Origin of the sequence: Thermogutta sp. (assembly GCF_039793925.1) — a bacterium.
Lineage (GTDB): Bacteria > Planctomycetota > Planctomycetia > Pirellulales > Thermoguttaceae > Thermogutta.
Window position 1 is genome coordinate 1 of sequence record NZ_JBAMME010000199.1, and the last position, 22215, is coordinate 22215.

The window sequence follows — 22215 nt, forward strand, 5'->3', positions numbered from 1 at the left end:
CAGGCACCATGTTGAAATTGGCAATGATCCCCGCTTTGGCCAACGCCTGGGCCACACCACACTGAGCGAGACCATACCAGTGGAGGGTACGGCAGTAGAACGAGAGGGGAGATTCTCAGCCCATAATCCCCTCTAAGCGGCTGAAGTTATCAGAGGTGCCCGGACCACTCTTGACCCATGGCATCGCGGGGATCCTGGATCGTCACCCTTTCGCCCAAAACGCGGACCAAGTCGGGGAGGTCGTAGACCTCCAGGGCTCCGTGAACCGTGTTGACCAAGCGATTCTTGCTGAACCCCAGTTGGACCACGTTATCCCAGGAAATGAGCGGCCGGACGAGATGGATATGCTGGAAGAGGTCCCGCTCACGCACGGCCGCATGCAGGGCGCTGCTGTTGAGATATCCCACCGAAACTAGCTCCAAAGGGACGCCCGCCGGTAACCGCTCCTCTTTAAGCCAGCGGGCCACCACAAGGATGTCTTCCGCCCGCATTCCCACATAAGACTTTCCCAAATGATAGGCGAGATAGAAGTCCTGGCCATCAGGTCCATGATACTCAGGACGAAAATAGGTTTGGCCGGTTCGCTGCGTTTCACCCAATCCGCGCAAGTCAACAGCCAGGACCAGCTTGCGTTGTTGGACAAGTTCGTCAATGGGCCCTCCTTTTCCCGCATCGGTCGCTTTACCGTCTTCGTGAATATAAATGACGCCGCTTTTTGGTTGACGGTCTTTAGGTGTGAAAATCAGGGCGGGCAGTTCAATTCCAGGTTCCGGTCGGAAGATAAGCTTTTCCAGGGTGGCGGTTTCCCCATTGACGGTCTGACACACTGTAACATCGGGCCGCGGTAAATCCTCCAGAGGCCGTACCCCGGCAATTTCGGCCACGCGTTCGAGCAATTTTTCTAGCGGTGTTGTTTTCCAGAGGTTTTCTCGGCGGATTTTCAGCTCTTGAGCGTAATCCCGGTTAAGGTCGTACACGGACCGCGCACCGTCCAGGAGCATCACTTCACCCTGGGGCGTGCATTGAAGCTCGGCGGCCGTCGGGACATCGAGATCGGCGGGCTCGAAGACGGGCTCATCCCGGCCCAGCAACCAGCGGAGCATGAAGCGGACCGAGGCCTCCCGCAACTGAACGGTGAAACCGTGCTCGGTGTCCGTCTCGGCGAGATCCATGCGTTCCGGATAGCCTAATCGCCCGTACACGCGCTTCGCCAAGCGGAACGACATCCAGGTATCCTCGATGTTGAAGAAGTCCCGGGTGGCCGCCAGCAGCAGCGTGGGGGCCGGTGCGCGCATGATGCAATAATCGGCATGGTCCATTCCTAGGGCTAGCTGGCCGTAAATGTTCTGCTCGGCATCTTGGGGGCCATTCTCTCGAATGAGTCGACCATAGAGACTACAAATATAGCAGCCCGGTGCTGCCGCTTTAATTCGGGGATCCAGTGCCATCAGATAGGAGGTCTGGGTGCCACCGCCACTGATGCCGGAGCAGCCAATTTTTTGCGGGTCAATATCGGGTCGGGATTGTAAGTAATCGATGGCCCGAATACCGTCCCAGATTTCAAATCGTGCGGTGTTTCGTCCGAGGAGGATCGAGCCGACCCCGATCATGTTGTGTCCTGCAGTTCCCCAAAGGGTGAACTTGCCATCGGGATTCCGCCACTGATGGCGTTCGCCTTGGTCAATGGGATCGAAGACCAAGGCGGCCAGGCCGTTGCTGGCACACAGGGCGGCAAAAGCAGCGTATTCTTTGTAGCCTTTCGATTCATTGGAATGTCCGCAGGGAACCAGCACGGCCGCATAGGGTGGCTGATATTTGGCGGGATCGGGCAGAAACAATACGGCCGTCACAAAATGACGCGGTTGGCTTTCAAAAATGATCTTTTCCACCAAGTAGCCTTTTCTTTGGAGGCGGCCCACCACCTGGGGATTGAGCGGTGTCCGCTCCGGCAGGCCCCCAATTCGTCGCAGGAATTCCCGCTTTAGGAACTCCTGATGTTGCCGAATTTCTTCCACAGTGGTGCGCTTCTCGTAGGCCTCACGCCACCTTTTTTGTGCCTCGGCGATTTGACCAAGGAGATAGTTGGTCATCATACTTTGGGGGTCTTTGAGCTGCGAATGGCCAGGTAAAACGGACCACTCGTCAGCCGGGGCTCCCACGGTCACGGACAAAACGATCATCACGAGAGTACTTACCATGTCGCACCTCCCATCCGTTGCCGCTTATCAGCGCCATTGGATCATCGCCAGTGTTTTCCATTCTCTACCAGCAACCGGCTCGTCGGAAGTTCATCCCAGACTCTATGACTCGCTTTCCCCGGCGATCTGCTCATGGAGTTCCATCCAGCGCGAGGGGTTCACGCTTCGAAAGTAACCGCGGGGGAAGCAGGAAGCCAATCACCAATCCTGCAATCAATCCGCCCACATGTGCGGCGTTATCGATCATTGGCTCCGTCAGGCCTGTGAGGATCTGGTACACAGCCCATGCCAGGAGTGCCAACCCGATGCGTTTATCACGAAGATGGACCTCTCGGCGGTGTCGCCAGAAAAATCCGATCACACATCCGAGAACGCCGAAAACCGCGCCCGAGGCCCCCACCGATGGCCCCGGATGCACGAGGAGACTGGCGAAGCCTCCACATAGACCGGTTACCGAGAAAGTGAGGACCGTCTGCCAAGGACCAAAGGCATGCTCACAGGCCATTCCTACGATGTACAGTGCCGCCATGTTTCCCAAAAGATGTGCAAGATCGACGTGCATAAAAAGGGATGTGATCATGCGCCAGACTTCCCCGGCCAAGACTTTTTCCCGAATGATGGCCGTTTTTAGAAAGACGTCCAGCACCTGTTCTGGCTTTTCCGCCGAAAATACGGGGATAAAGAAGCAGAGATTGAGAACAATCAATCCCAGGGTCATGGCGGGAGTCCAGCACATTCCCCGCTCAAAGTCGACAAGCGGCGGAGCTGTGGCCGTCGGTTCAGCGAGCATGTCTTCTGTTATGACAAGCGGGGTGGGTTCGGGTGTGCGCAGATCAGGATTGTCGTCGGCCATGGCCTCTGTACCTTCATCAGCGACGTTCGCCGGTATCGAGCATGACCCCCAGCGCGAGCGCTACGCGGCGATCAAGGAAGCCGTCGCGGTCCGCTCGCAGGTCCAGGACATATCGATCGAAGAGCGTCCACTTGCGATTGAATTCGCCAATAACCTCGTCTGTGTCCGGATGACAGATGATGAAGTTCGTGCGGAGGATTCCGAAGAGGGGCCCGATCAAACGACGCAACAGGGAAAGGATAAGCGAGTCTTCTTTGGCCACACACCAGATGGTACCATCGGGGCGAAAACACGTCCATTTGCGGCGAAAGACGTTGGTGAACAGGTTTTTTCGCAGCCGGGCGAGGATATTGCCGGCCGGATCGCGCACGGTGTAAGTCGCGACGATCGGCATGAACTTTCGGTCCTGGAGGATTTCGAGCAATTTCTCTACCCGCGAGTCGTCACGCCAAAACATCACGTGTCTTTTGGGCAGGATGGCGATAAAGATCACGATGGCGAGCACTGCTCCCACAAGAGTGCCCACGGCGAGCAACCATTCCTCGTCGAGCACGTACCCGAGGTACCCAGATAGTCCCATTGTCAAAGCAAGCACGAGAAAGCTGCCGAAAATCGCCAGAATGCCCCTCCCGAGATAAACTCGCCGCTCCACGAACATAATGGGATTGTTGTCTTCATCGCAGATCGAGTACTTTTCCGAAACGGCTACGACGTGCTGCCGCAACAGGTAAAGATCTCGGTCAAAGGGAGGTTCCCCCCGTTGTAAAGGGATTTCCTCCTGCTGTGGTGAAGGTACCAACAGATTTTGCCCACATCGCGGACACTGCACGAGCTTACCCGCGTACTCGTCTTTAAGGTTATACTCGCTTCCACAGGTGCAGCGGACAAGCACAGGCACGGGAAACTCCTTTCTGATTTGTGGTTGACGAGCAAGATTCTTCCAGCCAATCCGGTCTTAATTATGCGTTTGTCAGCAGCGAAGGAAAAGTCATTCGAACGCATTTCCGCCCTTGCCATTCGTTGGAGGCATGTGACTCAATCAAATTGGGTACGATCGCGCGAAACTGCACTCTATGGGCAGAGGAGAGAATCAGCCGGCCATGGTTGGATTGCACGTAGTAGAGTGCCAGGGTCTTAATCAACCGTCAATTATGGCCGATGCTGGTTGGGGCATCTTAAGCGAACAACCATGGATGGTCGCTGAGTCGTGCCGCGGCTTTCTTGTTCGTCCTTTACATTACGGCCGAAAAGGGACGTCCCCCTGTCGGCGAGCGGGGGCAGCTTCGCGGAGGGCGCCTGGCCTCCATTGTTGAGCGATCTGGATGTCTTGCTCGACGTAGGCCGTTACTTCATTAAGGTCCACATAGCCGATACGGTTGAGGAGTTGCGGCTTATATTGGCTGCGCGTTATCTCGGCGTATCGCTGCCAGTTGGTGAGTGCGTTTTGGAGGTGTGCCACAGCAGCCTGCTGATGCTCGGCCTTGCCGTCGCGATCAAATTCTGCCAGCTTTACCGCGCCGCGAATCTTTTCGGCATAGTACTTTCCAAGATAGGCCATAGCTTCCAGATCACCGAGCGTCCGTTGGAGTTCCCGGCCGGTGATGTTGGGCGATTTCAAGTCGGCCAGTAACGTCAACGTTTTCTGGGCATTGCTTTCCAAGTCGCTGGCGATTTCCAAAGGTCCGACCGCAACCTTTTCGGGGTGGTCCTTATGATTGAGCCATTCCCGAATGTTCAGCACACCACTGCCGGGCATTGTTTCCCCCAGGATGAAGTCTTTCACGGTGTAGAAGCCACGAGGAGCCGGGTACCGCATGCAGGCTTCCGGAAACCATCGCAGGTCGATATCCCCCCAGAAGAACCGAGTGATTAGGGGGAACACGCGGGAAGCCGCCGCCCAGGCCGTGAACAGCTTTTCAGAGGGTACCTCGGGGAATTTGGCCGCCAGAATTTTGCGAAAGTGATCGTTCGAGATCTGCGGGTCGTAGCTGAGGCGTCCCCAAAGGAGGAAACTGTACCACTGCTTTTTCATGACCAGTTGCCGGGGTACTTCGCCATCGATATCGATGGCTTCTCGACCCCAGCAATATCCGTCGGGACCCATATAGAATCCTGCCAGGCGATTAGAACCCGGCATATTGAGTATATATTCGCGGGCATAATCGGGATCACCCCAACGAAAACTATAGATGTCATCATTACGGACCGTCAGCCAGGTCTTCATTCCAGGGGGCATATGTTGGAGTGCGGTTTTAATAAATGGTGGATCAGGAATAGAATACATATGGGCAATTGAGTATTTAAAACTGAATTCCAGAATATCCCGAGCCTCGTGAAATTCCTTGAGGATTTCGCTGAGGTTGGTCATGTGGAAGCGATGGATCAGGCGAAAAGGTCGCCCGGGCTGATCAGCCAGGGCATCGCGGATTCCTTCACCGTAGGTTTGCCACAACCACTGTTCTTTGGTTAAACGCTTGTCGTCCCGACCCATGTTTTCCCCGGCGGTGATACCTATGCCCGCCAAAAGCGGATAGGTACGAACCAACTCTCGCACACTGGCTCGGAAATACTGGATGGTCACAGGATTATCACGGTCAGCCGTGATGCCATATTTGCCGTCCGTCCCCCAGACGAAAATATTCCAGGTGAACCAGTACACTTCGATGCCCCGGTCATGCGCATACTCCATCACATGCCGCCAGAAAGCAATTTTCTCATCAATCGTCATTCGTCGAACAATCTCCACGTCGCGCAGCATCTCGGGCCGAACCATATCACTTCCCGAGTGTGAAAACGTATCATCCAGGCGAAGACGAGTCCGCCACACGTCATTCAGTGCCACATCAGGAAACTCCGGGACGCGAACAATCGATGGAAAAGGGTGCAGATTCCAGAGTGTGAGCACGTTGTATCGATGGCGGGCCATTTCGTCGAGAAACTCGTGCCAGAAGGCGGTGCTCCAGACCTCGGGAATGTTGGCCTGAAAACTGTCCCCATTGTCGGAATAGCTGGGCGTTCGGACATCGAGAGGGATATTGAATTTGATGCCCCGACGTTCAATGTAAGGCCGACGCTCACCTTCGGCCAGTTCGCCCAAGGCATTGATTCGAATGGCCTCGGCTATGTCGAGACCACCGTACATTGCCCCTGGCGGATCTCCACCGGTAACCCGAAAACCAGCAGGACTTTCGATCCGTTCAATTTTATAGGCCTGGCGAGGCAGTGACTTTTCGTCAATGCGAAATTCAACAACGAGCCGCGGATGCGGAGTCTCTGTCACTAGCGTCGCTTGGAAGATTTCATCAATTGCAAACGCAATTTGAGGGACCCGAATGTCGCCGCGAAACTCAATACTGCCCGGCCCAGCCGCACAGGTCCGATGAGCATAGCACACCCAGGTCAGAAAATAGGCAAGCAAGGGCGTTAAGATCGGTTGTCGCACCATAAGTTGGGCCTCCCCTCGTCTGACGAGCCATTTCGCAGCTTGCCGAAGCGACGAATGCCTTTGGCAAGCCAAATGTGTACCGTCGCTTACCGGTTCACATTTTATTTTTATGCTATTGCGATATGCTGTTGCAACTCTTTGCGAATAAAAGCCGGACGGTTGGTGGTGATCGAGCCCACACCCAGGTCACGAAACCGTCTGGAAAGATCGCCATCATCGATCGTCCAAACGTGAAACTTGTAGCTTTGACGGCGAAGCCGGTCGACGAACTCCTGGTTCACAGCCTGCGGGTTCCCTTCCGTATCTAGTCCATGGGGCTTGATCCGTGAGAGGATTTCAAACACTTCGTCAACGATGGGAGTCCAGCGGCTGGTGACCTAGTCCTGCTTGTGTGACACCAACCAGTGAGCTTTCAGCTCGGGTAGTCATCTGCGAACCTCAGCAACAGTATTTTGGTCGAATTTCTCTCGCATAGACTGAAGCGTTGGCTTTGGAAAGATGCTGTCTGCTGCGTCCATGAGTGGCGGAAAGCTCGCGGCAAAACCCTGAAAAGGCCGGACTCGGCTTCTTCGTCAATCCCATCAAGGCACAACCACGAGTATGCGAAGACGGTGGTTCCGGAGAGCGACAAGACGGGGTTTATGGGCTACGCGGGTGACCCGTGGGTCGTTGAATTCACCACCACATGAGACGGCGTGGCGATATTTGACCCCCGTCGCAGCAGCAAGCCTCCTACAAGCAACAGCGGCTGGAGTGCGTTGCGACTGATTCCACTGAGCCACTCCCAATCGGCAAACCTGGCTCGTGATGCTGGGCCCAGTCGATTCGCCCTGCGTTGTTGCCGGGTTGCGCCCGCGTCTCCGCAACGCCCTCTCCATCGTGCCGAGCGAGCCCGCATCTGCGGGGAATTCTCGACACTGCGCGAATGACTACATTTGCCGTTTGCCTACGAAGTAGCCGAAGGCCTCAAGATTCAGGTTGAGGCCGTCGCGGGTGGCCTGGGCCACGCGTCTAGAATTCAACAGGTCTTCAAATTGTTCACCTGCCTGGGATGGTAACTTCACTTGCACCTCTACCGGCCGATTGGAAAGGTTGACGATTGACACAATCTCCGAGTTGGGCAACCGACGGATAAAGGATATCACATGATCGGGTTGGTCATTTTCGAGCCACAGGGTTTGGCCCCGGGTCAGGGCGGGTTCTCGGCGACGCAGTTGACACAGTTTTTTCACTAGGGTCAACCGGCTGGCCGACTTCGGCAAACCGGCTGCCTCCCACCGGATTGGCCACCGGCCGTAGATGCTTTGCGGGGTGGTGTCACCGATTTCCTGGCCGTTATACAGAAACGGTACCCCGTCGATCGTAAAATTGAGCACCAGGAGGGCAGCAGCTCCTGCCTGGCCGCACAGAACTTCCGCATGTTCCTGGTCGTTGACCAGATCATGATTGGCACTGAAACGAATGAAGCGGGCACCGGCGGGCCATCGGGCGACAACCGTCTCCCAATGCTTACGGATCTCCGAAGCCGATTGGCCGCGCCCTGCAACAGCCCGCACCAGCCGCGACCAGGTAAACTCATAATTGATGTCAAAAGCATGGATTTGGTCTGCCGGCCTGTTTTCTCCCTCGGCTAAAACCACCAAATCGGGCTTGATATTCGCCAGTCGCGTTCGGGCCCCTTCCCAAAAGTCCAGGGGCACGCGGTCGGAGGCATCACACCGAAAGCCATCCACTTCGAACTTTCGCACATAGTAGTCCATATTGGCCCAGAGGTACTCCCGCAACTTCTGGCTTTGGAAGTTAAGAAGTGGGAAATTCCACGGTCCGAGAACAGGCCTGCCGGAGCGGTCTCGTTGGATAAACTCCAGCTCGTCCATCAATACACAATTTGGTCCACAATGATAAAAGACAACATCCATGAGCACCCGGAGACCAAGCCGATGCGCCTCCCGAACAAATGTGCGCAAATCCTCCTCGGTCCCGTATTCGGGATCAATCTGGTAGTAGTCTTTAATTCGATAAGGATTTCGCGGATTGTTCAGCCCAGAACCTCTCTGGCGGGGACTCCAAAACTCCGTTCGCAGATCGTCATCGGCCAATTGCACTGGCGGCAGATAGACAATCGTTGCGCCTATATCCCGGATCCAGGACAACCGCTCGGTAGCGGCCTTCAAAGTCCCTTCCGCAGTAAAGGAACGGAGCCAAATCTGATAGATGATTCCTTCTGTCAGCCACAGAGGTGCCGGCCGAGCCGACCGATGGGCTATTGATGTCTGCTCCCGCTCTGCCTCCCACGCAACCGTCAATCCCGTCTCCAATATGATCGCCACCCACACGACGAAGGACAGGGTTTTTGGGATGAGCAGTCGTCTCATCAGTGCAATTCCTTTCCTTCGGATTTGATTCCAGTTCGATATGCCGTCACCGTTGCTGAGTAGAGTCCGAAGAGAGCTCTTCGCTCATTCGTCACAGCGGCCGAATACAGACCACCACGGAGTTCCAACAAAATCGTATGACGTCGTTTCAGTAAATCGTTGCATAACCGATGAATAGCGGAGCAACGCCAATGTTCAGTGGCCTGTCGGAATGAGTTTACCAGGAGACGACGCGAGGGCAACTCTTCATTCCAGGGAAACTCCCACGAGCCGCCGGAATCTTTTGGGATTACTACCATTTTTCTGTGACGACAGGTCGTTGGCGGTCTGGTGCTCTCGTCCCGAGAGAGGTTGCCAGTTTGCACATCTGTCCTGCAAGTACGACGATGTGATTGCGCCTCAAGCTCAACCCAGCGTGTTGCTGTATCCCTTCAGTTTGGATCGCGTGGCGTGTCGATCCACCAAAATGTCAAGCACCATCACGCAGGAGAGCGACTTTAAACGGTACGCTGGATCTCGACGGCCTCGAGGACGCTACACCGCTAAGAAGTGACTATCGTCCGGTCGCAGGCCGGGCGTCCAGTCCCAGCCGAAGCTTTCGGCTGCCACGCGTCAGAGCTGTGCCATAAAGCGAGCGTCAGATCGGCTCCTATCGTTCGAACGCGGTGCTCGCATGGTGGCACATCGGACATGCGCGATTTCTGAAAAACTGCCAAAACCTGACCACGAGGCGAAGATAAATGCTTAACTTGACGAGAGCGTTTCGAGAAAGAGCCAACGAGCCGGGTTTGCGCACGAGCACATGCCTGCAGCCAACTTTGAGCGCCGCGACGCCACTCGCGGCGCGCCGACCCGCGGACATCGAACTTGACGTGATTAAATGACCAATTACCCCCTACGGGAGTCGAACCCGTGTTTTCGGACTGAGAATCCGACGTCCTGGGCCACTAGACGAAGGGGGCACTCTGCAAGCTTTCCTGAATTGTTTTTTGGTTCTCTTCTTGTCTTATGTTAAGCGTTTGCCCGGCCGTGTCAATAGTGGGTTGAGGGAAGGTTTTGCGAGGGACACCGTTTTTTGTCACACATTCCTTCGAGAAGCCGCCTCCTAAAAATGGTTGCGTGGACGTCACTCATCCCATTTGCCGGCGAGCGAAAGGAGCCATGTGCGAGACCCGCTCTTCCTTTGCACGGCCCTGGGCAACTCGCGGTTGATTTCGCGCGATCGTGCAGCCCTCCCAAAGACGCTCTGAAAGCCCCTTGCAACGCGCATACGACTCAGACCTTCATGGAACTCATTTGAGCCGTCGCACGAAGGCAGGGGGAATTCCCAGCTTTTCGAGGAGGGGCGAAATTTCCTCAAGAAAGCGCCGGGCGTCCTCCGGATAACCCGCCGTAGGACGGAGCTCGGGTTTCCAGCGTCGCCAATACTCATTGAATGCGCACATAGCCACCTCCCTCAGGTATTTTGAAACGATCGAGGAAGCTGCCACGATGAAGTATGATTCGGCCTTGGCCCGAAAACAAAAGCGTATGTTGCGCTGAGGCTCGAGGATATCGTACTCGCTGATTTCTCGGGATTCCTGCAGGACCCGGATGCAATCTCTAGAAAAAACCGTCCCAAGATGCTGGGCGTAGCGGTCTCGGCCACCGTGCTTGTCAGACCAAACGTGCGCTTGCCCAACTTCCGGTGCGAGCTGGCGCGCCAGTTCGAGGGTCAAATGAGAAAGGAGATCACTTTTTTTCCCGAACCGTTCTATCAGTTGATTGAAACGGACCGCCGGAAGAAATTGGACGCGAACTTGTTCCAGACGAAAATCGTTTCCAGCAAGAGCATCTGAAAGACACTGGGTGGCGTGTTCGATTTCACCCCGCTCACACACCAGAGGCAGGCTCCGGTCGAATGCAGCCAGCCATGGTATGATCTGGAGCCATGGGCGAGCTGCTGGATCGAGCTGACGAACGAGATTTTTCCACTCGCACGGAAATTGGAAGATTTGCCCGAGGATAGCAAGCGCAGCCCTTTCCAGATTCTGCCATCCGGAATCGCCACTGTAGACCTTCTTGGAATCGGCAATCCATAACGGACGGGCCTGGTCGCCCTTTTTCTCCCCATCAGCAATCGCCTCCGGAGATCCGCGGAGGTCATTCGGAAGCCTCGTCTTTCTTAGTGGCGCAACCGTTATTCGAGGAGCCAAGAGCGAGTACCAGACCTCCGGTGGGTACTCGCGGGGCGCAGACCACAAGGTGGCAGTGATGACCAAGGGCCCCAGCGTGGGGCCGTAACCCGCCTCATCCGTCGCTATGTGATGAACCCAATCCATCGAACCGATCGTCAAGACCGCTTATTTCACTTTGTTGGATGGTTGTCGGAAAACCAACGTGCTCTGAGAGCCGAGATGTTGTGCCTTTTACTGAAGGAAAGCAAACAGGGAAGGAGAACCAGATTGGATACAAGTCCGCCTACCATCGTCCAGCTTACAAGAATGCCGAAGTCCGCCGTGGGGACAAATTGGCTGCGAGTTAGGCTCAAAAATCCCACAACCAGCGCGAGCGTGGCGTACACGGTGGCTGGCCCGACGGTGTTTTGCGCTTCCCTCAAAGCTCGCGTGATACTCCGCCCGGCTTTGAGTGCTCTCTGGAAAGCTGTGAGGTAGTGAATCGACGCATCGACACTCAAGCCCAGGGATACGGCAGCCATCATGGCGGATCCCATGTTGATGCGAACTCCGATCCAGCCGAGTGTTCCCATCAGGACAACGACCGGTAAAAGGTTGGCGAACAGGACCCCGAAAACCCAGGTAAGATTTCTAAAAGCCACTGCGAATAACAGAGCCATTCCGACTATGGCAATGATAAAACTTAGCCCTTGCTGGACGACCAGACCTCTGACAAGCTCTCCGAAGATAACATAGTAACCGGTGACAAGCGGACCGATTCTTGAAGTCATTGAGTCGCCGGTGAATGACGCTTGAGCTTCGTGGCGCGATTCCGCTGGGGATGGCTCTTTATGCGGCCATGACTGGATTATCCGCGGCCATTCTTCTTCCACGATTTGACGTACCTGCCGCACGAGAGCAACTCGCGATTCTCCCGTCTCCCGTTCCTGTGACCGCAGCAAGATGCGAAACCACCAGCGGGTTGGTTCTCTCGGATCGGCAGTATAAAGTGCGCGGTACAAGCCGGGCATTCGCATCTGAACAAACCGAAGAGCCCAGTCTTCCGTCCATCTTGATGAAAACGCAGAGGGGAGTGGCAGGGAGTTCAGCGCAGCCCGGAGATCCGCCAAACTGAGGACCTTGGCGAGCCCCGGGACGGATCGTCCCTGGCTCTCGATTTTCACCTCTGTTCGCAAGCGATTCTGAAGGTTTTCCACAGCCGCCAGATACTCCGGCGTCAAATGCCCAGGCGCGGGGAGCGCGATATCCCACACTCCAGCGCCTCCAAGTTCTTGATCGAGCCACTCGTAAGCCCGCACGATACTGGAGTCTTCGCGGAAACTTCGAGTGAAATCAGTTTCGTACTTCGCACGAAGCCAACCCCACAGACTTGCCGCCATGAGGACTATTGCTGTGGTGACGACCCGCCACCGGTGCCGCAACGAGACTTTAAGCACCCCCTGGAGTACCGCTTGCAACGGTCCCGCTTCGGTAAGGGAACGCCTCAGGGTCTCAGCACGGAGGAAGACGGACGATGCAAAAAAACGGATTGTTTCTCGGCGTACACGGACCGCGATCTTTTCTGCGCCCATGAAGGTAGCCGGTAAGAAGCAGAGCATCGCGATCAGAAGCCAACCCACCGCCAACACCGCCACGACGGCGAAGCTTCGCACCGGTGTGACTCCGGAGACTGTCAAGGCCCCAAAACCAATCGCGTCAGTTGCCAGTGCCAGCATCACAGGGAGCGTGAGTTGCCGGGTACTTGCGTGCAATGCAGACTCCGCGGAATGGCCTCTCCACCTGGCATTTTCCACACGTACGACAAGATGCATGAGAGTGGCCACCGCAATGACCGTGATCACCGCTACCAGTGCGGAATCGATGAGATTTCCGGAGCCTCCCAAAATCGCAAATGTTGCCTTTGCCCCGGTTACACTAGTGGTAATGAGCATTGCCGCTATCAACACCCAGCGAAGTTGGCCTGAACAAATGAGTATGACCCCGGCCAGCAGAATCCCCGCCGTCCATGCGATGCGGGAACCATCGCGCTCAACCATCCGGAATCCGGTTTCGACTACGACGGGTGGCCCCACAATCACTCCCTCTGGCAGGCTCGATGCGATTGCGGTGAGCTGGTCGATCGCTGTGGCGCGTTGAGCCTCCCCGTGGTCCGAAAGCGGATCAATAAGGACAATCACAGCCGCCACGTTTCCCAGGGCGTTGTGCGTGTAATTTTCGAACAAATGACGCACGGACTCCGCAAGCGAAGATCGGCTGACAATCGCCGGCCCCAGAAGCTGGTCTAAGCTCCAAACATCTTTCACGCCGGACACGGCACGAAGCCGTTGAGCCACCTCAGACAATCGGGCGATCCCCTCTCCGCTTGCGGCGAAAAGTTGGGTATCTCGATACGCGATCAGCACAAAATCTTGTGTCCCAAAGATTTGCTCAAATTCCGACCAAATTTTTCTCTCCGGGTCGTTTGCCGCAAGCATGTGCAGGAGAGACCGATCTACCGGCAACCTGGCCGACAGCGGCATCGCCACCGCAACCAGAAGCATCCCGATAACGAAAAACAGTCCACGCAACCGAATCCACAGCGCGACAAGATCAAAAAAGGGATTATGCCAAAAGTGGTGGGTATCGCGTGAAGCACGAAAGAGCGTTTTCATGGCCCACCTGATGACCAGCTCACGCCCTGCGATGGCTTTTCAACCTGCCGTCGTGACCCACGGAGCCCACTTTTAATTTCCCGGAGGATTTCATTCTCAGGCAACGCACGATAATAGGGATCAAGCGGATAACAGCCGCTGACGAGGCCGTTACGCGGCGCGGTGGTGCAGTCACTGAAAGTCCGACAAAGGCGTTTGGTTTGGAGGTCCCTTCCTGCAAGGACATCTCCCGGCAAGTCCCAGTATGCCAGAACCAGCCGTCCAATTCCCACAAAATCGGTCCAGCCTGCTCGGACAACTCCCTGAGCCACGTGCGGCAGGTACTCCTGAAAATACGTATAAGCCGTGCCGACCACAGGCAGACCGGGCAAAGCTTGTTTGATCTGCCTCACCACCGCGATTTGCCGCAAACAGCCCACAAGCGGATCTTCTGGCGGTTGGTATCCATCCGATGGCGGATACAACGCCGGCCGTTGAATATGGGGGTTGTAATAGGGTGAACCGGCCGTCAGATTGACCATCGCTACCCCACATGCCTCGTGGAGTTCTTTCAGCAGTTTGATCGGCTCTTGGAGATCGATTTCCAACGGGTTCCAGCGATTGCATCCAAACCCGGGATAGGGCACCGGAAATTCGTGGGGAATTCCCGGCCCCAGTTTTCCCGGCTCCGCGCGACTGGGGTCAGGGCGAAACGGGGGAAAATCGAAAACCGATAGTCGCACGCCGATGACCAACTCGGGGCATTCCGATCGAACAGCACGAATCACCTCCCGGAGAAAGCGCGAGCGCCCCGGCAGATCGCCGCCGTACGGTCCGGGACGATCAAATGCCGAGAGAAATTCATGTCCCAAATATCCATGGCAGGCCTTGATATCGACGAATTGGAAGCCCACGTCGCGTGCCATTCGCGCGGCTTCGACGTAAGCATCAATCAGCGCGGGAATGTCCTCGTCTTTCAAAATGACTGAGTCATCCTGGGGATCAATCCCGAATTTCGCATCCAGCACCGGATGATGGTACACAATGCGGGGTTCCGCCCGATCCTTTCGATTGGGACGGCAGAAGCGGCCTGAATGGGTTAACTGGAGTCCGACAAAGAGGTCCTCCGTCGCACGCTCACCATAACACTCGCCATGGACGTCGCGTAGCCGCCGGAGGAGATGTCGCATCGCTTCCTTGTTTTCTGGCCGGTAATAAAGCTGATGGGGATTGGCCCGGCCATCGCGACGGACGGCGAACGCCTCTCCACCCCAAATGAGCTTCGCTCCCGACGCGCCAAAGTGTTCCCATCGCCGGATAGTGTGCTGGGTGGGCTGGCCTTCCGGAGTTCCATCCCAGCCTTCCATAGGGTGGATGCACCAGCGATTGTGGATTCGGAAGCCTGCAACTTCAAATGGCTGGGCTAAGGGGGATCCCTCCGCAGCGGACAACGGCTGATCGTCGACGGGTAACTCGTACCCCAGAGCTGCAATCCGGTCGCGGAGTTCTTGCGGGGACTTGAGTGCTGCTATTTTGACGAACTCACCACTCTTGGGTTGCATATCTTTAAAACCTTCCCATTACCGTCTTTGCACCAAAGTTTTATCGCCGATTGCTTCGGGACGACTTCGGCCGGGGTTGTCCGTCAACTGATAGCCGGGCTGGCGAACGACAGTCGCTGCGTTGACATCGCCTCATCAACACTGCTGCCCAGTGATCCGAGCGATCTCCGCCTCCACGGCCGCGATCTCTTTTGTGAGTGTTTCAATTTCTCGGGGGTCGTCCGGCTGCTTTTTGGCCCCTGCCAGGCGTAGCTGAAGCTCCCGTAAGCGTTTTCGGAGGGCGTCTAATTTTCGCGCATCCCGCTTGTTGAGATTCTTGTCCATTTTGCTCATTGTAACCTTTGCCTCCTTAATCGCATTGGCGCTGCCGAAGTTATTTGCGTTCGCCCGTGCCATTCATTGATTTTAGCTTTCGCTGGATCCATTCAATGGCTGCTTCGCGCGACTGGATAACCCCGTCCAACTGGGCCCGGCGAACTTCCTGAAGGATTTGCCGATAGATGGGCCCCGGCGGTAATCCCAAAGCATGAAGGTCGTCTCCTTTGATAAGAAAGGGAGGATTGAGTTTTTCGGGTGGCCACTGGAGCCGCTCCCGACACCAGTGAAAGCTCGCAAGATCATTCTTGCCTTCCTGAACGGCGCAAGTTTCTGCCAGTTTGAGCAGATCGTGAACCCAGGGTGAGATAAGAATGGGTTGGACCTCCCACCAGGGCCTGAGATGGGCACAGTCGAGATCATTCTCGTGCTCGATCAGCCAAATAATCTTGGCCGTAACTTGGTTCGACATGCGCAACCTTTTACAGATGGGGGGCAATTCGGCAGGCGTGACCAATTTCCTGGCCACCGCGGCAAATGCCACGGGGAAGTCTGGGTCCGTTAACGCTCCGAGGACACGGAGGTTGAGTTCCCAGATCGATTGTCTTTCCTCCGTATCCGGTTTCAATTCTGGGAGAAGGACATCTAGAAAGCCCAGTTCGCGGAATAAGCGAAGCCCCTCCACACGCCCGGGAGCGACGAAAAGTCGCTCCAATTCCATGAGAATCCGCTCTGGACTGACCTGGCGAATCTGAGGAACAAGTTCGCGAATAGCGGCCGCTGTGTGGGGATCAAGAGAAAACTGAAGCTCCGCCACGAAGCGTACCGCGCGGAGCATCCGCAGTTTGTCTTCGGCAAACCGCTGATACGGGTCACCGATCGCTCGAATGATTCGCCGTTGGATGTCGTCAACACCCCCCACGTAGTCGATAACGCGATCTTCGATAGGGTCATAAAACAGGCCGTTGATCGTGAAATCTCTTCGCAGGGCGTCCTCCTGGGGAGATGAAAACACGACCCGATCCGGATGTCGCCCGTCGCTGTAGCCCAAATCGGATCGAAAGGTGGCAACCTCGATTTGGCCGGCGCCTTTCGGTCCGTTAACTGTGATGACCCCAAAGGCTGCCCCAACGGCAAAAGTCCGCCGGTGTCCAAAAATTTTCCGTACCTGTTCCGGCAAGGCATTGGTTACGACGTCGTAATCTTTGGGCGTACGACCGAGGAGTTGGTCGCGGACACAACCACCCGCCCAATAGGCGACAAATCCCGCCTCGCGGAGCTGCTTCACCACCCGCACGGCGAATTCACGCTGCTTTTTGGGATCAAGCTCAGATGGCATGCTGGTTTTGACGGCCAAATTGCCACGAAGGGACAGGCTTCCCGACTTGCCGGGCAAATATTAGAATGATAAATGACAAGGCCTAAGAAACCCAGTGAGATGGCCTGTTAACCGGCGTGTCTGGCAAACCGAATGTGGCCAAAGACGCCGGAGGCCTAGTGTTTCGGCTGGGTCATTGGCAGATGCCCTGGTGGCGGAACTGGCAGACGCGCATGGCTCAGGACCATGTGGGGGAAACCCCTTGGAGGTTCGAATCCTCTCCAGGGCATTTGTTTTTGAGGTTCTGCCGAGCGCTTCACGGAGCTCCTCAATGAGCGCCAAATGGCCGCCGCACGATGGTTTGGCCTATCCCAAGGGCACTGATCGCGATCGTTTCTGACCTGCCCGGACTTCCCCCAAACTTCGCTTAGCGGGCCTAAGTGTTCCGGCCAACTTTCCAGCCACTGTGCGCGTTCCCTATCAGGGCTACGCCGGAGAGCCAATCCTGCATCTCTCCCTTCTCGATGATTTACCGGTATACTCTCGTTACAGTCTAGAGACCCGCCACGCCTTGAACCACCCCTTTTTCCTAGAAAGGAGGCGTTCATGTCCACGATTTTCTGTACCTTCCTAGCACTGGTGTATGCGGCTAATGCGCCGTGTGACATTGTCACGGAGAAGTGGGAAATTCTCGACGCTTGTGAGATTGGGTCGGTTTGGGCGGGCCACCCTGTGGGCTTTTTTCTCCTCACCGTTTCACCCTATCAGTATGTGGCCTTTTATGATGCCGACCGGCAAATGGTTGTCGGACAGCGGAAACTTGATGAATCACATTTTCGCTTCAAAAAGCTTCCAACGTCGGTCGGATGGGACAGTCATAACAGCATTGCTTTGGCGGTGGACAAGCGCGGTTGCCTGCATGTGAGCGGCAATATGCACGTGACGCCGCTCATTTATTTTCGCATGACTGCGCCGCACAATTTGGAAAGTTTAATTCCTGTCCACAGGATGGTTGGTGTGAACGAAGACCGGGTCACCTATCCCCGTTTCATCAGTACACCGGAGGGCGACCTGGTCTTTTATTACCGCGATGGTGCCAGCGGTCGCGGACGTCAGCTTTTCAATATTTACGACGTCGAATCACAATCCTGGCGGCGTCTTTTGCCGGTCCCGCTTTTGGATGGTGGCGAACAAATGAGCGCCTATCCGTCGGGTCCGATATTGGGTCCCGACGGACTGTGGCATCTCTGCTGGATGTGGCGGGACACCCCGGATTGCAGTACGAACCACGACATCAGCTATGCTCGAAGCCGCGATCTCGTCCACTGGGAGACAGTCGATGGCACGCCTCTCACCCCGCCCATCACAGCAGCGACGCCGGGTGTGATTGTTGATCCGGTGCCCGTCAAACTGGGACTGATCAACGTCGGGCATCATGTGGGATTCGACACTCAGCACCGCCCGATTGTCACCTATCACAAATACGACCAGTCTGGGCGAAGCCAAATCTATAACGCCCGATGGGAAAAGGATCGCTGGGTGATTTATCAAACGAGCAACTGGGAATATCGGTGGGAATTTTCGGGCGGGGGAAGTATTGGAATTGAAATCTCCCCAGGCCCCGTACGGATTGCGCAGGCGGGATACCTCGTTCAGACATTTAAGCACAGTCAGTATGGAAGCGGTACGTGGGTCCTGGACGAGGAGACGTTGCGGCCGATTGACACCTGCCGGCATGCCATTCGGTTACCCGGAGAAATCACGCGACGAGAATCCGAATTCCCAGGGATGGAGGTTCGCTTCGCCTGGGACTCGGGCGAGCCACCGGGTAAAGAATCTTACTTGCTCAAATGGGAGACGCTGCCTCCCAACCGCGACCGACCTCGCCCTGGCCCACTCCCACCTCCTAGCACTTTACGACTGTATCACTTGAGACGCGTGCCGTGATCAGGTTCCGCAGACCACAGTAAGTTGTCCGTCTTGTCAGGCTAACGTGATGGACATTTCCGTTCCAAACCTGTCTCACTCCATCTGTGTAAGTCAACAGGAAGGAACCTCGTAAGAGGGTTGTGCGCCGCGTTCAGCCAAACGATCCTGTTCGGCCCGAGCTTACCGGAGATGGTGGTTGCGGAAATCGAACGACTTTGGCCTCCTGTTTGTTTGAAACCACCGACCGAATCAAATATGGGGCATTCCTTCCTGCTGTGGTTGCCAGGCGGACTTGAAGTTCAGCAAGGAGCCCCACGGCGAGGAGAAGAAGACTCATTCCCCACGAGACCACCGCTGCCGCCACAAGCGGGATGCCGAGGGGCAAACGGCCAAAGGCGGTCCACACGATCCCCGGTACTGCTGCCATGGTTCCCAGGCATCCGACCACGGTGGACAGGGCTGCCATCAGTCGAATGGGTCTCCACCGATATCGTGTGAGAAATATGATGAGGGGCAAATCTGCCAGAACCGCGAAGAATCTGCGAAGTCCGTATTTGCTTTTTCCAAATCTTCTCGGACGGTGATTCACGACGATCACCGTGCTCCTGGCCCCTAGGTCGCGTGCCAGGATGGGTAAATATCGGTGCATGTCGCCAACCAGTTCCAGATGCTCCACCACCCAGCGCCGCATTGCGCGGATCCCACAGCCCAGGTCAGGTGTGGGGGCACCTGTCAGTTTGCGGATCAACCAGTTAGCGACCTGGGAAGGGAGACGCCGACGCAAATAAGAATCTTGTCGTTGCAGTCGCCAGCCGTGGACGACGTCGTAACCCTCCGCAATTTTCGCCAGGAAATGCGGGATGTCTCGGGGATCGTTTTGGAGATCCCCGTCAAGTGTGATCACGATGTCCCCATGCGAGGCATCCATGCCCGCGCGAAGAGCGGCCGCCTGACCGAACCGTCGAGTGAGAAAAATCACCTGCACGTTGCCGTCTCTTTCAGCAATTTGAGCGAGTTTCTGCGGAGTCTCGTCGGTGGAACCATCGTCCACGTAGCAGATGTCCCAGCAACAGCCGAGAGATTGAAGAACCTCTCTCAATTCGCTGTGCAGGGTCTCGATGTTGCCCGCTTCATTGTGCAGCGGAACTACCACAGACACCGAAAGTGGCTGCCTCGTCACTCCCTCGCAAGCGACAGAATCCATTTCAGCTTCCTTGCCGAAATCGTTCCAAACCTGGCCAGGAATAGGAAGACTCTTGCAGAGCTTTTGGTTGCCTCGATTGTCCGAGACGCGGCATGGCACCAGCGGTTGTTGGTGCCTTTGGTCTTCATGGGTTTTGAGATAATGAACCCATCCTTCACGTCACGCGGGAGCGGTCAAGTATAGCGAAACCGCGCAAACTCGGGCAACGTCAATTTTTCGACACCTCCTGAAATACGAAACAAACACGATCCAACACAAATTCCGAGCTCGGTTGGGGGCGATTCGGAATCACCCCAACCGGGAGGTGTCGTCCGTGAAGGATACAGCGGAGCTTTTCCCAGTTGGTGGTGCGCTTTGGGCGGAGTACAAGGGAAAGAACTCACCGCTCCCCAAATTCTCAGCGTTGCATTTGCCGCTTACGGCTGGGGAACTTCCCTTTTTCTAACTCTTGACTTGGATAGCAGGAATCAGAAACTGAAATTAAAGTCGCGAGGAAATTTAAGGGGCTGGTAACTGTACCCGTGCAGAGTAGTAGCTCGCACGGGAGATGACGCTTTTTCGGTCTTGCAGACTGGAAGGGCAGGTAGCAATGTAGGCAAGCATGCCCACTTTCGCGAGAAGGCACGCGGGAATGATCCGCCGGGCTTGGCGCGGCCGACGGGCCCGCCGATAACTCGGAATCGATTTAACCTATTCAGGGAGCGGAGGAAACGAACATGTGGGCAGACGATTCACACGGCCAATCGGAGCAGCCAAAAAATCACTGGGGCCAGCCTCAAGAGACGGCTGAATCTGCAGGCCCGACCGATGAGCGGATTGTTGTGGACGAAGACTGGAAAGCCCGGGTGGAAAAGGAAAAGCAGGAGAGCCAAAAGCAGCGGGAGTCCTCGCCGTCGGCCGGGGAAGGTGACCCGCCTTTGCCGCCGCCCACTTTGACCGGCCTGGCGAGCAGCTTTTCCATGCAGGCTCTAGCGGCCCTGGGGCTTTTGCCTGATCCTCTGACCGGAAAGGTCGAGGTGCGGCTGAATCGGGCCAGGCACCTCATTGACACAATCAATCTGCTCTATGAGAAGACAAGTGGAAACATCACGCCAGAAGAAAAACAGGCGTTGGAACAAATGCTCCACGAACTTCGCCTCGCCTTTGTGCAGATTCAGTCGGCACAAAAGCGCTCTTCTTAAATTACCCTTTCTGGAATGAAGATTGTGTTGAAAAAAGGGGCCAAAATGAAACCCATCCTCGTTACGGCGGGGATTGGGCTAGGAAGGAACTGGGTAATTTCCGGGCGCACCCAGTTTTACATGCCGAAGTCCCACCAACGCGATTTCTGCCGTCCGTTTTGGAGGTTGCTGAAGAGGCGACCTCCTTCGCCAGTGGTCACACCAGGCCTTTCCTCACCGCCCAAACCGCAGCCTGCGTGCGATCATTCACGTTCAGTTTTCGCAGGATATTCTGGACGTGCTCTTTGACCGTTTCCACGCTGATAGCCAGGGAGTTCGCGATCTCTCTGTTGGAAAGTCCCAACGCGATATGCCGGAGTACCTGAGTTTCCCGCTGGGTGAGCTGGACCATGTCATCCTCGATGGGTTGTTTGGACTGCATCGCCTGAATGACCTCACCCAGTCGGCTGTCGATTTTGGGCGGTTCCCCGGCCGCAGCCGCATGTATGGCCCGGAGGATCTCCTCTCGCCCGGCCCCTTTCAAAAGGTATTCGGAGACCCCAAGTGCAACGGCTCTGGCGGCATAACTTTGATAGTCATAGGTGGAAAGCAGGACCACCCGGGTGTCCAGGCCCGCCTCGCGAATTTTCACCAGGGTTTCCAGACCGTCGAGGTCGGGAAAGCGGATGTCCAGAATGAGGACGTCCGGGCGAAGGGCTTTCACCGTTTGAACGGTCTCGTCGCCAGTGGCGGCTTCACCGATGACCTCGATATCGGAGCCTTTGAGGAGCTCTTTCAAACCCCATCGGATCACCTCATGATCGTCGGCTATGACAACGCGAATCGCCATCTTAAGGTCCCTCCAATTGAGAGCTCATTTCTGACAGCGTTTGGCACGAGGTTTTACTGCGTCCCTTCCCTCGAGCGCAAGGAGGCGTGCCATACGTCCTCTCAACTCATATCATACCACTCTAGAGGTGGAATGGAAACCACCACCAAGGTGAGTTAATCATCATCCCCCCACTTCTGAGGGTGTCTCCTCAGGCCGG

15 protein-coding genes and 2 tRNA genes are annotated in these 22215 nt (G+C 55.9%); 3 read left to right on the plus strand and 14 right to left on the minus strand.

Annotated features, from left to right (window positions below):
* Positions 1 to 149: 149 nt before the first annotated feature.
* From ABJK56_RS07270 to ABJK56_RS07325, 12 genes are all read right to left on the minus strand, one after another.
* Positions 150 to 2198: a hypothetical protein gene (locus tag ABJK56_RS07270; RefSeq protein WP_347244002.1), complete on the minus strand. Its 2049-nt coding sequence runs from the start codon at positions 2196 to 2198 to the stop codon at positions 150 to 152.
* Positions 2199 to 2328: 130 nt separating this feature from the next.
* On the minus strand, positions 2329 to 3051 hold the full coding sequence (locus tag ABJK56_RS07275; protein WP_347244003.1) for a rhomboid family intramembrane serine protease: 723 nt from the start codon (positions 3049 to 3051) through the stop codon (positions 2329 to 2331).
* A gap of 16 nt (positions 3052 to 3067) precedes the next feature.
* Complete coding sequence (locus ABJK56_RS07280) at positions 3068 to 3949, minus strand: AtpZ/AtpI family protein (protein ID WP_347244004.1); 882 nt, start codon at positions 3947 to 3949, stop codon at positions 3068 to 3070.
* A gap of 339 nt (positions 3950 to 4288) precedes the next feature.
* Positions 4289 to 6496, minus strand: coding sequence for a hypothetical protein (locus ABJK56_RS07285; protein WP_347244005.1), 2208 nt, complete (start codon positions 6494 to 6496; stop codon positions 4289 to 4291).
* 107 nt (positions 6497 to 6603) lie between these two features.
* Positions 6604 to 6777, minus strand: a complete 174-nt coding sequence (locus ABJK56_RS07290) for a glycerophosphodiester phosphodiesterase family protein (RefSeq protein ID WP_347244006.1) — start codon at positions 6775 to 6777, stop codon at positions 6604 to 6606.
* A 648-nt stretch (positions 6778 to 7425) separates the two neighbouring features.
* Positions 7426 to 8871 (minus strand): alpha-amylase family glycosyl hydrolase, encoded by a 1446-nt coding sequence (locus ABJK56_RS07295; RefSeq protein WP_347244007.1) that lies wholly within the window; start codon positions 8869 to 8871, stop codon positions 7426 to 7428.
* An 889-nt stretch (positions 8872 to 9760) separates the two neighbouring features.
* Positions 9761 to 9833: transfer RNA gene (locus tag ABJK56_RS07300), tRNA-Glu, on the minus strand.
* A 330-nt stretch (positions 9834 to 10163) separates the two neighbouring features.
* On the minus strand, positions 10164 to 11192 hold the full coding sequence (locus ABJK56_RS07305; protein WP_347244008.1) for a hypothetical protein: 1029 nt from the start codon (positions 11190 to 11192) through the stop codon (positions 10164 to 10166).
* 26 nt (positions 11193 to 11218) lie between these two features.
* Positions 11219 to 13699, minus strand: coding sequence for a hypothetical protein (locus ABJK56_RS07310; protein ID WP_347244009.1), 2481 nt, complete (start codon positions 13697 to 13699; stop codon positions 11219 to 11221).
* On the minus strand, positions 13696 to 15240 hold the full coding sequence (locus ABJK56_RS07315) for an NADH:flavin oxidoreductase (protein WP_347244010.1): 1545 nt from the start codon (positions 15238 to 15240) through the stop codon (positions 13696 to 13698). The genes ABJK56_RS07310 and ABJK56_RS07315 overlap by 4 nt, the downstream gene beginning before the upstream one ends.
* 135 nt (positions 15241 to 15375) lie before the next feature.
* A complete protein-coding gene (locus ABJK56_RS07320) occupies positions 15376 to 15573 on the minus strand; it encodes a hypothetical protein (protein ID WP_347244011.1) in 198 nt (65 codons plus the stop codon).
* Positions 15574 to 15613: 40 nt separating this feature from the next.
* Positions 15614 to 16894 (minus strand): CCA tRNA nucleotidyltransferase, encoded by a 1281-nt coding sequence (locus ABJK56_RS07325; protein ID WP_347244012.1) that lies wholly within the window; start codon positions 16892 to 16894, stop codon positions 15614 to 15616.
* Between the two features lie 184 nt (positions 16895 to 17078).
* On the opposite strand from ABJK56_RS07325, the gene ABJK56_RS07330 reads away from it, so the two are divergent.
* A tRNA-Leu gene (locus tag ABJK56_RS07330) sits at positions 17079 to 17162 on the plus strand.
* A gap of 317 nt (positions 17163 to 17479) precedes the next feature.
* Positions 17480 to 18820 carry a BNR repeat-containing protein gene (locus ABJK56_RS07335; protein WP_347244013.1) on the plus strand — a complete coding sequence of 447 codons (1341 nt, stop codon included), beginning with the start codon at positions 17480 to 17482 and terminating at the stop codon, positions 18818 to 18820.
* A gap of 133 nt (positions 18821 to 18953) precedes the next feature.
* Here ABJK56_RS07335 and ABJK56_RS07340 read toward each other — a convergent pair whose 3' ends face one another.
* Complete coding sequence (locus ABJK56_RS07340; protein ID WP_347244014.1) at positions 18954 to 20006, minus strand: glycosyltransferase family 2 protein; 1053 nt, start codon at positions 20004 to 20006, stop codon at positions 18954 to 18956.
* A gap of 716 nt (positions 20007 to 20722) precedes the next feature.
* Between ABJK56_RS07340 and ABJK56_RS07345 the strand changes: the two genes are divergently transcribed.
* The gene (locus tag ABJK56_RS07345; RefSeq protein ID WP_347244015.1) at positions 20723 to 21187 is read left to right on the plus strand and encodes a DUF1844 domain-containing protein; all 465 of its coding nucleotides are present in this window, start codon (positions 20723 to 20725) and stop codon (positions 21185 to 21187) included.
* A gap of 196 nt (positions 21188 to 21383) precedes the next feature.
* Here the strand turns inward: ABJK56_RS07345 and ABJK56_RS07350 are convergent, their stop codons facing one another.
* Positions 21384 to 22016 (minus strand): response regulator transcription factor, encoded by a 633-nt coding sequence (locus ABJK56_RS07350; RefSeq protein WP_347244016.1) that lies wholly within the window; start codon positions 22014 to 22016, stop codon positions 21384 to 21386.
* Positions 22017 to 22215: the final 199 nt, after the last annotated feature.

Bases quoted from the DNA above. Each gene is read 5' to 3' on its own strand.
- ABJK56_RS07305 (WP_347244008.1), bottom strand. From the start codon at position 11,192: ATGGATTGGGTTCATCACATAGCGACGGATGAGGCGGGTTACGGCCCC.
- ABJK56_RS07350 (WP_347244016.1), bottom strand. From the start codon at position 22,016: ATGGCGATTCGCGTTGTCATAGCCGACGATCATGAGGTGATCCGATGG.
- ABJK56_RS07340 (WP_347244014.1), bottom strand. From the start codon at position 20,006: ATGGATTCTGTCGCTTGCGAGGGAGTGACGAGGCAGCCACTTTCGGTG.
- ABJK56_RS07320 (WP_347244011.1), bottom strand. From the start codon at position 15,573: ATGAGCAAAATGGACAAGAATCTCAACAAGCGGGATGCGCGAAAATTA.
- ABJK56_RS07345 (WP_347244015.1), top strand. From the start codon at position 20,723: ATGTGGGCAGACGATTCACACGGCCAATCGGAGCAGCCAAAAAATCAC.
- ABJK56_RS07275 (WP_347244003.1), bottom strand. From the start codon at position 3,051: ATGGCCGACGACAATCCTGATCTGCGCACACCCGAACCCACCCCGCTT.
- ABJK56_RS07335 (WP_347244013.1), top strand. From the start codon at position 17,480: ATGTCCACGATTTTCTGTACCTTCCTAGCACTGGTGTATGCGGCTAAT.
- ABJK56_RS07325 (WP_347244012.1), bottom strand. From the start codon at position 16,894: ATGCCATCTGAGCTTGATCCCAAAAAGCAGCGTGAATTCGCCGTGCGG.
- ABJK56_RS07310 (WP_347244009.1), bottom strand. From the start codon at position 13,699: ATGAAAACGCTCTTTCGTGCTTCACGCGATACCCACCACTTTTGGCAT.
- ABJK56_RS07285 (WP_347244005.1), bottom strand. From the start codon at position 6,496: ATGGTGCGACAACCGATCTTAACGCCCTTGCTTGCCTATTTTCTGACC.
- ABJK56_RS07315 (WP_347244010.1), bottom strand. From the start codon at position 15,240: ATGCAACCCAAGAGTGGTGAGTTCGTCAAAATAGCAGCACTCAAGTCC.
- ABJK56_RS07270 (WP_347244002.1), bottom strand. From the start codon at position 2,198: ATGGTAAGTACTCTCGTGATGATCGTTTTGTCCGTGACCGTGGGAGCC.
- ABJK56_RS07295 (WP_347244007.1), bottom strand. From the start codon at position 8,871: ATGAGACGACTGCTCATCCCAAAAACCCTGTCCTTCGTCGTGTGGGTG.